The organism is Citrobacter cronae (assembly GCF_016893685.1).
Classification (GTDB): domain Bacteria; phylum Pseudomonadota; class Gammaproteobacteria; order Enterobacterales; family Enterobacteriaceae; genus Citrobacter; species Citrobacter werkmanii.
Genome location: NZ_CP069763.1, coordinates 190,386 through 203,214 on the forward strand (window position 1 = coordinate 190,386; position 12,829 = coordinate 203,214).

10 protein-coding genes are annotated in these 12,829 nt (G+C 51.4%); 3 read left to right on the top strand and 7 right to left on the bottom strand.

Annotation, left to right across the window (positions count from 1 at the left end):
• Nucleotides 1-57 precede the first annotated feature (57 nt).
• A complete protein-coding gene (gene xni / locus JSN25_RS00870) occupies nt 58-813 on the top strand; it encodes a flap endonuclease Xni (RefSeq protein ID WP_204525381.1) in 756 nt (251 codons plus the stop codon).
• Nucleotides 814-894: 81 nt separating this feature from the next.
• On the opposite strand, the gene fucO is transcribed toward xni, so the two are convergent.
• From fucO to JSN25_RS00905, 7 genes are all read right to left on the bottom strand, one after another.
• Nucleotides 895-2,043 (bottom strand): lactaldehyde reductase, encoded by a 1,149-nt coding sequence (gene fucO / locus JSN25_RS00875; protein WP_204525382.1) that lies wholly within the window; start codon nt 2,041-2,043, stop codon nt 895-897.
• A 27-nt stretch (nt 2,044-2,070) separates the two neighbouring features.
• Nucleotides 2,071-2,718, bottom strand: a complete 648-nt coding sequence (gene fucA / locus JSN25_RS00880; RefSeq protein ID WP_003034062.1) for an L-fuculose-phosphate aldolase — start codon at nt 2,716-2,718, stop codon at nt 2,071-2,073.
• A 142-nt stretch (nt 2,719-2,860) separates the two neighbouring features.
• Entirely contained in the window at nt 2,861-3,859 is a 999-nt protein-coding gene (locus tag JSN25_RS00885) for a LacI family DNA-binding transcriptional regulator (RefSeq protein ID WP_038633242.1), read from the bottom strand.
• Between the two features lie 66 nt (nt 3,860-3,925).
• A complete protein-coding gene (locus tag JSN25_RS00890) occupies nt 3,926-5,506 on the bottom strand; it encodes an FGGY-family carbohydrate kinase (RefSeq protein ID WP_137351631.1) in 1,581 nt (526 codons plus the stop codon).
• Nucleotides 5,507-5,559: 53 nt separating this feature from the next.
• Nucleotides 5,560-6,510 (bottom strand): ABC transporter substrate-binding protein, encoded by a 951-nt coding sequence (locus JSN25_RS00895; protein WP_061382372.1) that lies wholly within the window; start codon nt 6,508-6,510, stop codon nt 5,560-5,562.
• Nucleotides 6,511-6,583: 73 nt separating this feature from the next.
• On the bottom strand, nt 6,584-7,567 hold the full coding sequence (locus tag JSN25_RS00900) for an ABC transporter permease (RefSeq protein ID WP_038633251.1): 984 nt from the start codon (nt 7,565-7,567) through the stop codon (nt 6,584-6,586).
• A gap of 3 nt (nt 7,568-7,570) precedes the next feature.
• The gene (locus tag JSN25_RS00905; protein WP_069324532.1) at nt 7,571-9,070 is read right to left on the bottom strand and encodes a sugar ABC transporter ATP-binding protein; all 1,500 of its coding nucleotides are present in this window, start codon (nt 9,068-9,070) and stop codon (nt 7,571-7,573) included.
• 464 nt (nt 9,071-9,534) lie between these two features.
• Here JSN25_RS00905 and fucI point away from each other — a divergent pair, with 464 nt between their 5' ends.
• Entirely contained in the window at nt 9,535-11,310 is a 1,776-nt protein-coding gene (gene fucI, locus JSN25_RS00910) for an L-fucose isomerase (RefSeq protein ID WP_087856950.1), read from the top strand.
• A 99-nt stretch (nt 11,311-11,409) separates the two neighbouring features.
• Nucleotides 11,410-12,828 (top strand): L-fuculokinase, encoded by a 1,419-nt coding sequence (gene fucK / locus JSN25_RS00915; RefSeq protein ID WP_121529501.1) that lies wholly within the window; start codon nt 11,410-11,412, stop codon nt 12,826-12,828.
• Nucleotide 12,829 lies beyond the last annotated feature (1 nt).

A 12,829-nucleotide genomic window follows, 5' to 3' on the forward strand; every position in this document is an offset into this window, starting at 1 on the left:
TTCGCCTCCCCCCGCCGTGAATGTTACCCTACAGCCTGATTTGTTAGGGAGAACACCGTGGCCGTCCACTTACTTATTGTCGATGCACTGAATCTTATCCGCCGCATTCACGCCGTACAGGGCTCTCCCTGCGTGGAGACGTGCCAGCACGCGCTCGATCAATTAATTGTGCACAGTCAGCCCACGCACGCCGTGGCGGTATTTGATGATGAAGCGCGCAATAGCGGCTGGCGTCACCAAAGACTGCCTGATTACAAAGCCGGTCGCCCACCGATGCCAGATGACTTGCATCAGGAAATGCCCGCCTTACGCGCCGCTTTTGAACAGCGCGGCGTCTGCTGCTGGGTCTCCAGCGGTAATGAAGCCGACGATTTAGCCGCCACACTGGCGGTTAAAGTTTGCCAGGCGGGACATCAGGCCACCATCGTCTCCACCGATAAAGGCTACTGTCAGTTGCTCTCCCCGACGCTGCGTATTCGCGACTATTTTCAGAAGCGCTGGCTGGATGCACCGTTCATTGAGAAAGAATTTGGCGTGCTGCCGCAACAACTGCCCGATTACTGGGGGCTGGCCGGGATCGGTAGTTCAAAGGTTCCTGGCGTGGCAGGTATTGGCCCCAAAAGCGCCACACAATTGCTGACGCAGTTTTCAACGCTGGAAGGGATTTATGCGCATCTTGATGAGGTGCCGGAAAAGTGGCGCAAGAAGCTTGAGATGCATAAAGAAATGGCGTTTCTGTGTCGCGATATCGCACGACTGCAAACGGACTTACATATCGACGGGAATTTACAGCAGCTACGACTGGCTCGGTAGTGTTATTGCCGGATGGCGGTGTAAACACCTTATCCGGCCTACTTATCGTACAACCCTGTAGGCCGGATAAACGCCGGGTGATTACCAGGCGGTATGGTACAGCTCAACGATATCGCCCAGGCTCGCTTCACGCGGATTTCCCCCGGTACAGACATCATCAAATGCAGCCTGCGCCAGCGCAGGAATATCCTCTTTGCGTACGCCAACATCGCGCAGGTGCCGCGGGATCCCAACATCGTGGTTAAGGGCAAATACCGCATCCACTGCCGCTTTCCGTGCTTCTGCCAGCGTCAGTCCTTCAACCTTCACCCCCATCACCCGGGCGATATCGCGGAATTTCTCCCCGGTGTATTCGGCGTTATAGTGCATCACATGCGGCAGCAAAATGGCATTTGCGACGCCGTGCGGGGTGTTATAAAACGCGCCCAGCGGGTGCGCCATGCCATGTACTAATCCCAGACCAACGTTGGAAAAACCCATTCCCGCCACATACTGGCCCAGCGCCATCGCTTCCCCCGCCTGACTGTCGCCCGCGACCGATCCGCGTAAAGCCCCGGCAATAATTTCAATCGCTTTAATGTGCAGCGCATCGGTAAGCGCCCACGCCGCGCGCGTGATGTATCCTTCAATGGCATGGGTCAGGGCATCCACACCCGTGGCCGCTTTTAACGCCGCAGGCATGCCGTCCATCATGTCAGCATCGATAAACGCCACCTGCGGAATATCGTGTGGATCGACACAAACAAACTTACGCCGGTTTTCTTCATCCGTGATCACGTAGTTAATAGTCACTTCCGCCGCCGTCCCTGCTGTGGTTGGGATAGCCATAACCGGCACGCTCGGGCAGCGCGTCGGGGATAACCCTTCGAGGCTGCGTACATCCGCAAACTCAGGGTTATTGTTGATAATGCCAATCGCTTTACAGGTATCCTGCGGGGAGCCTCCGCCAATGGCTATCAGATAGTCTGCGCCACTTTGCTCAAAGACCGCCAATCCTTCCTGCACCACCGCAATGGTTGGGTTAGGAATAACGCCTGAATAGATGTCCCACGCCAGACCTGCGGCATCCATCCGGGACGTCACCTTCTCGACAACACCGCACCGCACCAGGTTTTCGTCGGTCACAATCAGCGCCTTGCGATAACCACGACGGATGACTTCATCGGTCAATGCACCAACAGCTCCCCGGCCAAACCATGCCGTTTCGTTCAGAATCATTCTGTTCGCCATCGTATTTCTCCTTTTCGCTATGCGAAATTACTCTTCAATTCGTAATCCGTAAGATTTGAATTTCTCCAGCACAATAGCGATCTCCTCATCGTCCAACACCGGAACCGGATCAACAATAGCCAGGGTGCTCAGATAAAGGCGCGCCAGAACTTCCACTTCATGCGCCAACCACAGTGCTTTTTCCAGATTCGCTTCACAAGCAATCAGCCCATGGTGCTGTAAAAGCGTTGCCTTACGGTTTTTCAGGGCGACGCTCACATGCTCTGACAGCTCTCGTGTACCAAACGTCGCATAAGGCGCACACGGAATAGAGTTTCCCCCCGCCGCCGCAATCATGTAATGGATTGCCGGAATTGGACGGTTGAGAATCGAAACGGCCGTACAATGCACAGCATGGTTATGGACGACCGCATTGGCGTCCGGACGCGTCTGGTAAGCCGCCAGGTGAAAACGCCATTCGCTGGAGGGTAACTGACCTTTATCATATTTTCCGTCGTTATCTACATACACGATCATGTTTTCAGTAAGTCTTTCATAAGGAATACCGCTGGGCGTGATCAACATCCCATTCTCATATCGCGCACTCACATTTCCCGCCGTCCCCTGATTTAATCCAAGGCTGGTCATTTCAAGACAGGTTTCAATGATTTCTCGTGACAAACGCATTCTTTCCATAATGATTCTCCGGGTACAGTTTCTCCTCGTCTTTAATTGCGAAAAATGTAGCCGCAGAGTAAGACGGGTCAGGTTTCAGATATGGGCAGCCACTGAATGTATTTACTCAGATCCAGTTGGCCGATTTATTTATAGCAACGTATTACTGTTGTCTTACGCGCTTAATAAGTTTCATCGGTACTTTTACAGTTTCTTTAATAGGTTGGTCGTCTATGGCACTCATCATCATATCGAATGCTTTTTCCGCCCAAACATTTTCATCCTGCTGCATTGACCAGACATTATTGGCGAGGAATCCCAGCATCGGATGTTCATCGAATGTACCAATATTAATATCAGGTGGAATTGTGCCGAAACGATGGCGAATAGCGTTAATAGCACCTTCCAGTACGGGTAATGATGAGGCTATAAACGCCTGTGGCCGCCCCTGTTCACCAATCAATCTATCCATCAGTTGAAAGCCACCTTCAGGAGTGTTGTCAGGACCTTCACGCACCCAATCACGGTGATGAATACCATTATTCTTCAAAGAATTAAGGTAACCTTGCAGACGATCGCCAATACTGGGTAATCCGGTATCTCCGACTAAAAACCAGATTGGAGCCTTTCCGGCATCAAACAAACTTTGCGTCAACTTTTCGCCGCCTAAAATATTATGACTTTCAACCAATGCGTTATCGGTATACTTAAAATCACGGTCCAGTAACACCATCGGTTTTCTGACCTGGCGTAAATGGTGTTGCTGATTCTCCAATGTAGAGGGAACAATAAAAAGGCCATCAACATTGCGAGCGATTAACGCTTTGGTTAATTTATTTTCGTAATCAACATCATCATAGGTACAGCTAATCATCAACTGATAACCGGAGCGACGACAGCGTTGCTCAAGTTTCTCGGCGAGAGTGGCAAAAAAAACGTTGGAAATATTGGGAACAATCAGTCCCAATGTATCCGTTTTATTCAATTTCAGGCTACGGGCTGAATGGTTTATGACGTAACCATAGCGCTCAACATATTCATTAATACGCGTTTGGGTTTTGACACTGATTCGATATTGCTCTGCTTTCCCGTTCAGCACCAGTCGTACGGTCGTAACCGATAAATTCAGATCGCTGGCTATCTGTTCTACTGTTTTAGCCATTTATATGCCCCAGTCCACATCCAAAAACGTCAATCTCCAATCATAAAAGTATTTTAAACTTTTGTCTTACTGCATAAGTTGATTAATCGCCTGCTGCTGATCCCACATCATCAGATAAGCCTGGTATTTGCGGTCATAGAAGTCCCGCCGTGCCGGATTAGCCTTAATAATCTCGCCGGAGCGAACCATCGCCTGGCATGCAGATGGAATATTCGCCCACGCGCCGCTTGCTACCGCGCCGGTGATAGCTGCCCCTAACGTCACTGCATCTTCCTCCTGCATAAGATGAATATCGCATCCGGTAGCATCGGCATATTCCCGCATCCACAGCGGGTTATGCGTTGCGCCGCCGCACAGCGCCAGTCGGGAAATGGTATGGCCGTTTTCACGCATCACTTCCATAATGTGCCGCGTGCCGCAGGCAATCGCCTGTAACGTCGCCAGGTACAGGCGAGCCACCTGCATCTCGCCTCTCTCAAGAGTCAAGCCGCAGACGCTGCCCCGTGCATCGGGTCGCGCGCGGGGGGAGCGATTGCCATGGTGATCGGCCAGCACATGCAAATAACGACCAGGTTCAGACTCCTTCCTCTCAAGTTCCGCAACCCATTCGTTGACTAAAACGATCGGATGGCAACCCCGCGCCTCGGCCTTATGAAATAGCTCGGCACTCGCGCCTGATTCCTGGAGCGTCCAGTCGACCAATGCCCCAGCGGCGCTTTGCCCTCCCTCCGTCAACCAGTAACCAGGCAGCATGGCAGACCAATACGGTCCCCATACGCCCGGCGTATAAATTTCCTGTTTGCTGCACAGCATATGGCAGTTTGACGTTCCGCTAATCAACGCTAACGTTCCCGTAGGCTCAACGCCAGCAAGCGCCAAACCGCCTGCATGGGCATCAATCATCCCACTGGCGACGACAACAGCCGTCGTCAGCCCCAGCGCCTGGGCCGCATCGGCGCTAAGCGTTCCCACGGCGGCGCCTGGCGGAAGAATATGCGACGGGATTTTGCCCGTTAAATCCGTTAACTCTACGGCGTCGAGCAGAGAGTGGCTAAAGCGTTGTTCATGGGCCAGATAGTTCCATTTGCAGGTCAGCGTACACAGACCAGCAACGTCACTCCCGGTGGCTTTACAGACAAGATAGTCAGCCAAATCGTAAAAACGATGCGCACTGTGCCAGGTTGCAGGAAAGTGTTTTTTTAGCCACAGCACCTTGGGAAGCTCCATTTCGACGCTGACTTCACCGCCAACGTAACGTAGAGCCGGATCCTGCGTAGCGTTAATATGCTGAGCTTCCTGCACCGCGCGATGATCCATCCACATGATGATGTTATGGTCTGATGGTTCGCCTGGTGAAACCGCCAGGCCCTGCCCCTGCTCGTCGAGAGCCACCAATGAACAAGTGGCATCGAATCCCAGTGAACGGATATCCTCAATGCAGATCCCGGATGACGATACTGCCCCCTTAACCGCATCGCAAACCTGCTGCCAGATTTCTGCAGATGACTGCTCAACCCGATCGGGGCCGGGTCGAAACTGCGAGATAGGGCGTGTCGCAAAGGCCAGACGTTTGCCGCTGGCATCGAACACACCCGCCCTGACACTGGCAGAGCCGACATCCACACCGAGGAAATATCCACTGCTCATAGTAACTCCCTGACGTTAGCTAATAGTGGGGCGAGTACCTCGCCCCAACGCTCTTATTTTTTACCGAATGGGTGTAACAGCTTGTCAATTTCTGGGGTATCAATGTTCTTCGCACTAACGAATTTCACCGGAATATCAATCTCTTTTGGTACAGACTGACCGGATACCGCCGCATTCAGCGTCTTGATACCCTGATAGCCAATCTGGTAGGCGTCCTGCACAACAAAGCCCTGAATCACCCCGGACTTCAGGAAGGCAATAATGGCCTCGGTGCTGTCAAAACCAATCACCTTCACTTTGCCTTTCAGGTTTTGACTATCAATTGCGTTTGCTACGCCGAGCGTTGAGCCTTCATTCGTGCCATAAATCCCTGCAATATCCGGGTTGGCCTGAATCATATCGATGGTTTTATCCATCGCTTTTTGCGGATCGCCATCGCTATACTGGACCGGTAGCACCTGGATATCCGGATATTTCTCCTTCATGCGGGCAATAAACCCTTCTGAACGCTCAATCGCTGAGGAGGTCCCTGCTACGTGCGCAATAATGCCCACTTTTCCTTTGTTGCCCACTTCTGCTGCCAGCGCGTCTGCCGCTTCAGCCCCGGCTTTACGGTTATTCGTGGCGACAAAACTGACCGGAATATCAGAATTCACACCGGAGTCAAAGGTCACAACTTTAATGCCGCGTGAATTTGCGGTCTCAACTAATGGCGCCAGCGCATTGGCATCTAACGCGGCCAGTAATAGTCCATTAGGTTTTTGCGCCATCGCGTTTTCAACTAACTGAATCTGCTCGGCAATCTGAGTTTCATCCGCCGGGCCCACGTAGCTGGTTTTGTCACCCAACTCTTTTGCTGCCGCTTCCGTCCCCATTTTTACGGTTTGCCAGAATTCATGCTGGAAACCTTTACTGACCACGGGAAGATTCATATCTTTAGCCAAAACGCTGGATGTCATACAGGCCAGCAGGGATAACGCATAGACAAAATTCCTGGTTCTCATTGTTTTACTCCGTTCTGAGTGAGTCACCCTAAACGTCAGGGTTATGATGTCCCGTGACTTCCGGGAGCGTAAATCAACGAATTTTTTTGCGTAATGTGTCGAGATAAACCGCAGCAATGACCACTATCCCCATGGCCACCATTTGCCAGAACTGGGAAACACCCATCAGGTTCAGACCATTTTTCAACACGCTCATAATGAATGCGCCAATGATGGTGCCGCCGATGGTGCCAATCCCGCCCATCAGACTGGTACCGCCAATAACAACCGCCGCGATGGCTTCCAGCTCATAACCCACACCGACCGTCGGCTGCCCGGAGTTTAAACGTGAGGCCAGAATGACCCCGGCAATCCCGGTCAGCAGACCACAAAAGGCGTAGACGAAAATTTTCACGCGCTGCACTTTAATCCCGGAAAGATGTGCCGCCACCTCATTACTGCCCACCGCGTAAACATAGCGGCCTATCACCGTTTTCTTCAGGATGTACGCGGCGATGAGCGCCACCACCACCAGGTAAAAAACGGGATAAGGCAGCACATCAAACAACCGTCCCTGGGCCAGCATTTTGAAGGTGGGGTAATCAGCGAAGTAAATCGCGCGGCCATCGGTCATCACCATATTGATACCTCTGACGGACATCATCAGACCCAGCGTGGCGATAAAAGGCGGGATAGTCATTTTGGTGACCAGCAGACCATTGATATAGCCGCATAATCCTCCAGCCAGTACACCCGCAAGAATACAGACGGGCAGAGGCAATCCCAGCGTGGCGCAGATACCTACCGCGACACCAGAAAATGCCACGACTGAACCGAGAGAAAGGTCGATCCCTGAAGTGATAATGACGAAGGTAACGCCAATCGCCATAATGCCAATCACCGATGTTTGCAGGGCAATTGTCATAATGTTTTCAGTGTTAAAGAAAAATGGCGAACCAAAACTAAAAAATATTACCAAAATAATCAGACTTAAAAGTGGCGCAAGGCGCATTAAAAGTTCTTTGTTAATTTTTATTTTCTTATTATTGCTGTCTGAAGAGGTTACAGAGATAGTCATAAGTTAGTCCTCTAACGTCGCATATTGCATGATTTTTTCTTGTGTGGCGTCATCAGAAGCTAGCTCCCCGGTAATACGCCCATTACGCATCACTAAAATGCGATCGCACATACCCAGCACTTCCGGTAATTCAGAGGAGATCATGATAATTGATTTCCCTTTTGCCACCAGCCGATTCATTAATTCATAAATTTCAAGCTTGGCCCCCACATCAATCCCGCGAGTGGGTTCATCAAAGATGAGAATATCGGTGTCTTTACACACCCATCGGGCAATAATAATTTTCTGCTGATTACCACCACTTAAATTCAAGGCGGCTTGCTCTAAATGTGGTGTTTTAATACGTAGGGCTTTAACCTGTTCCTCGCTGGTTTTCTGGCAACGTTTGCTGTCCACATTGCCAAAACGATCGGAATACTCAGGGTAATTGCCCAACATAATATTGCGCTCAACGGACAGTCCTAATGCCAGTCCCTCTTTTTTCCGGTCCTCGGTTAAATAGCTGATACCCTGTTGGATAGCATCAGGAATATCTTTAATCACCGTAACTTTACCGTTCAGCTTAAGGGTTCCACCATCAATGGGATCCGCGCCAAAAATCGCCCGCGCCAGCTCAGTACGCCCTGCGCCCATCAGACCGGCGAAGCCCAGGATTTCTCCTTGGTAAAGCGTGAAATCAATATTGTTCAATACACCATTACGCGTCAGCCCACTCACTTCCAACACGGGCTTACGTTGAGCCAAAGGTTCACGGCGAGGATAAATATTACCGAGGTCACGCCCGACCATCATGGCAATCAGGTCGCTAATTTTGACCGCATCATAATCCACGGTGGCAATAAACTGCCCATCGCGCATTACCGTAGCGCGATCGGCTATCAGCGCCAGCTCCTCCAGTCGGTGCGAAATGTAAACAATGCCAGTCCCCTGTTCTTTCAATAAACGGGTTACCTGAAACAAGCTGTCGATTTCCGTTTCCGTCAGTGCCGCTGTAGGTTCATCCATAATAAGAATCTTGGCATTGACCGATATCGCTTTAGCTATCTCAACCATTTGTTGTTGAGCAACGGTCAGATCGGCAACCAGCGTGTCTGGGGCGATATTCAGGTTTAACTTTTGCAAAATATCGATCGCAGCCTGCCGCTGTTGTTTTTCGTCCAGACGCCAACGATTATTTTTGCAAAACTCCCTGCCAATAAATATATTTTCTTCAACGGTGAGTTCAGGGAATAGGTTAAATTCCTGATGAATAATCGTGATACCTGCACTTTGCGCACTTAACGGGTTAGCGAAAGTAACCGGCTGCCCCTCAAAAATAATCTCCCCTTCATCAGGCTGATAAACACCGGATAAGATCTTCATCAACGTAGATTTTCCTGCGCCATTCTCACCCAGCAGCGCATGAACCTCACCTTTGTGTAAAGCAAAATCCACATTACTCAACGCTAATACGCCGGGAAAACGTTTCGTAATATGACTCATCTGTAAAAATGTTTCAGACATTGCTGCTTTCCTCAATATACAGAAACTGCAGTCAGTGAATCAGGCGAAAACAAGATTCCAGAGGGCCATCGTCACCGTTAATGCGAATACTACTTACAAGTTCATATGCGTTTTATCAATTATGCTAACTCGAGTTAGCGAAGTGCCTTTTAAAGCTATTTTAGCTACTCAAATTAGCCAAATCATTTGGTTTAAAACTGTGATGCTGAACAGACAATTTATTATATTGTTATGATTTAAAAGGTTTTTATTAAAAATCTGCGTATTTGTTTATTTGACGCAGATCGAATTTTAACCACTTCTCGTGAAGCCTCTCACAGTTCCATAACAAAAAAGTTGTGTAAAAAACTCTCCAATACCTAAGCTAACTCGAGTTAGCAAAAATGGGTAATTCAGCCAACTGCGACAGTGGTGTTCAACATCCGCTTTTGCAGCACGGCACAAAGTGAGATGAGGAACCTCGAATGAGAAAAAATAGCTTACCGAAGATTGGTATCCGCCCGGTTATTGATGGCCGTCGTATGGGGGTACGTGAGTCGCTTGAAGAGCAAACCATGAATATGGCGAAAGCCACCGCCGCGCTTATTACGGAAAAACTTCGCCATGCCTGTGGCGCACAAATTGAATGTGTAATTGCCGACACCTGTATTGCCGGTCTGGCGGAATCCGCAGCCTGTGAAGAAAAGTTCAGCAGCCAAAATGTTGGCGTAACGATTACCGTTACCCCCTGCTGGTGTTACGGCAGCGAAACCATCGACATGGATCCGATGCGTCCGAAAGCTATCTGGGGCTTTAACGGCACAGAACGCCCTGGCGCCGTTTATCTTGCTGCCGCGCTGGCTGCGCATAATCAAAAAGGTCTGCCCGCGTTCTCCATTTACGGTCACGACGTACAGGATGCCGGCGACACCACCATCCCCGCCGACGTCGAAGAAAAACTGCTGCGTTTCACCCGGGCGGGCTTAGCCGTTGCCAGTATGAAAGGTAAAAGCTATTTATCCGTAGGCGGCGTTTCTATGGGCATCGCCGGTTCTATTGTCGATCATAACTTCTTTGAATCCTGGCTGGGAATGAAGGTTCAACCTGTTGATATGACTGAACTTCGCCGTCGAATTGATCAGAAAATTTATGACGAAGCTGAACTGGATATCGCACTGGCGTGGGCAGACAAGCATTTCCGCTACGGCGAAGATCAGAACGCGCAACAGTATAAGCGTAACGAAGAGCAGAGCCGCGCGGTACTGAAAGAAAGCCTGCTGATGGCGATGTGCATCCGCGACATGATGCAAGGCAATCAGAAACTGGCAGACAAAGGTCGTGTTGAAGAATCGCTGGGTTACAACGCGATTGCCGCGGGCTTCCAGGGCCAGCGTCACTGGACAGATCAATATCCAAACGGCGACACTGCCGAAGCACTGCTGAATAGCTCCTTCGACTGGAATGGTGTGCGTGAGCCGTTCGTTGTCGCGACTGAAAACGACAGTCTCAACGGCGTAGCGATGCTGTTTGGTCACCAACTCACCGGTACAGCACAGGTTTTTGCTGATGTGCGCACCTACTGGTCGCCAGAGGCGGTGGAGCGTGTCACGGGTAAACCGCTGACCGGGCTGGCTGAGCACGGCATTATTCACCTGATCAACTCTGGATCGGCAGCCCTGGATGGTTCCTGCAAACAGCGAGATGGCGCAGGGAAACCAACCATGAAGCCGCACTGGGAAATTTCGCAGAAAGAGGCCGATGATTGTCTGGCGGCGACCGAATGGTGTCCGGCTATTCACGAATACTTCCGCGGCGGCGGTTACTCCTCTCGCTTCCTGACCGAGGGCGGCGTGCCATTCACCATGACCCGCATCAATATTATCAAAGGGTTAGGACCGGTTCTGCAAATCGCCGAAGGCTGGAGCGTGGAGTTACCAAAAGAGGTGCATGCTCAGCTTGATGCGCGTACCAACTCGACCTGGCCGACCACCTGGTTTGCCCCGCGCTTAACCGGTAAAGGTCCATTCAGCGATGTCTATTCCGTCATGGCTAACTGGGGCGCAAACCACGGTGTGCTGACGATTGGCCACGTCGGCGCGGATTTTATTACCCTTGCCGCCATGCTGCGTATTCCGGTTTGTATGCACAACGTGGAAGACGAAAAAATCTATCGACCTTCAGCCTGGGCAGCCCACGGTATGGATAGCGAAGGCCAGGATTATCGTGCCTGCCAAAACTACGGCCCGCTGTATAAACGTTAATGTGGCTTAGCCCGGTGGCGCAAGCTTACCGGGCCTACGGACGAGTGAACCGTAGGCCGGATAAGCGTAGCGCCATCCGGTAGCGTTTCAGGAGTTATTATGAAACAAGACGTTATCCTGGTACTCGATTGTGGCGCAACCAACGTGCGGGCCATTGCCGTTGACCGGCAGGGAAAAATTATCGCCCGCGCCTCAACGCCCAACGCCAGTGATATTGCCGCAGAAAACGGGGCCTGGCATCAGTGGTCGCTGGAGGCCATTTTGCAACGCTTCGCCGACTGCTGTCAGCGGCTCTCCACGCAACTGGCCAATTGTCGTATCTGTGGGATCGCCGTCACCACCTTCGGCGTAGACGGTACGCTGGTCGATCAACACGGCAAACAGTTATATCCGGTAATCAGTTGGAAATGCCCGCGCACCGCAGCAGTGATGGAAAATATCCATCGCTACATGTCGCCGCAGCAACTGCAGGAAATCTCCGGCGTCGGCGCGTTCAGCTTCAATACCCTGTATAAACTGGTGTGGCTGAAAGAAAACCATCCACAACTGCTCGAACAGGCACACGCCTGGCTGTTTATTTCGTCGCTTATCAACCACCGTTTAACCGGCGAGTTCACCACAGATATCACTATGGCGGGCACCAGCCAGATGCTGAACATCCAGCAGCGCGATTTCAGTGATGACATTTTGCAGGCAACCGGCATACCGCGCCGACTGTTTCCACGTCTGGTGGAAGCGGGCGAACAGATTGGGGTACTGCAACACGAGGCCGCCATCCTGCTCGGGCTTCCAGTGGGTATTCCGGTGATATCTGCCGGGCACGACACGCAGTTTGCGCTGTTTGGCGCGGGGGCTCAGCCAGACGAACCGGTGCTCTCTTCCGGTACATGGGAAATTCTGATGGTGCGCAGTGCGCAGGTGAACACCTCTCTGCTCAGCCGTTATGCGGGTTCCACTTGTGAATTAGACAGCCAGGCCGGACTGTACAATCCCGGCATGCAGTGGCTGGCCTCCGGCGTACTCGAATGGGTGCGTAAGCTGTTTTGGACTACCGAAACGCCCTGGCAGACGCTGATTGACGAAGCCCGGTCCATTCCTGCTGGCGCAGAAGGCGTCAAGATGCACTGCAACCTGCTGGCCTCTCAGAATGCGGGCTGGCAAGGGGTTACGCTCAATACCACCCGCGGGCATTTTTATCGCGCCGCGCTGGAAGGACTGACAGAACAGTTGCAGCAGAATTTGCACACGCTGGAAAAAATCGGTCATTTCCAGGCCTCTGAATTGTTATTGGTTGGCGGGGGCAGCCGTAACGCATTGTGGAACCAGATTAAAGCTAACGTTCTCGGGATCCCTGTCAAAGTGCTGGATGACGCCGAAACCACCGTGGCAGGCGCCGCAATGTTTGCCTGGTCAGGTATGGGTGAATTTACCACCCCGGAACAGGCTCGTGCCCAGGTGAGCTACCAGTACCGTTACTTCTATCCGCAAACCGAATCTGAACTGACAGGAGTCGAGTAAC

Coding starts and splice junctions, on each gene's coding strand:
- JSN25_RS00890 (WP_137351631.1), bottom strand. CDS start 5,506: ATGAGCAGTGGATATTTCCTCGGTGTGGATGTCGGCTCTGCCAGTGTC.
- JSN25_RS00895 (WP_061382372.1), bottom strand. CDS start 6,510: ATGAGAACCAGGAATTTTGTCTATGCGTTATCCCTGCTGGCCTGTATG.
- JSN25_RS00900 (WP_038633251.1), bottom strand. CDS start 7,567: ATGACTATCTCTGTAACCTCTTCAGACAGCAATAATAAGAAAATAAAA.
- fucO (WP_204525382.1), bottom strand. CDS start 2,043: ATGGCGAACAGAATGATTCTGAACGAAACGGCATGGTTTGGCCGGGGA.
- fucA (WP_003034062.1), bottom strand. CDS start 2,718: ATGGAAAGAATGCGTTTGTCACGAGAAATCATTGAAACCTGTCTTGAA.
- fucK (WP_121529501.1), top strand. CDS start 11,410: ATGAAACAAGACGTTATCCTGGTACTCGATTGTGGCGCAACCAACGTG.
- JSN25_RS00885 (WP_038633242.1), bottom strand. CDS start 3,859: ATGGCTAAAACAGTAGAACAGATAGCCAGCGATCTGAATTTATCGGTT.
- fucI (WP_087856950.1), top strand. CDS start 9,535: ATGAGAAAAAATAGCTTACCGAAGATTGGTATCCGCCCGGTTATTGAT.
- JSN25_RS00905 (WP_069324532.1), bottom strand. CDS start 9,070: ATGTCTGAAACATTTTTACAGATGAGTCATATTACGAAACGTTTTCCC.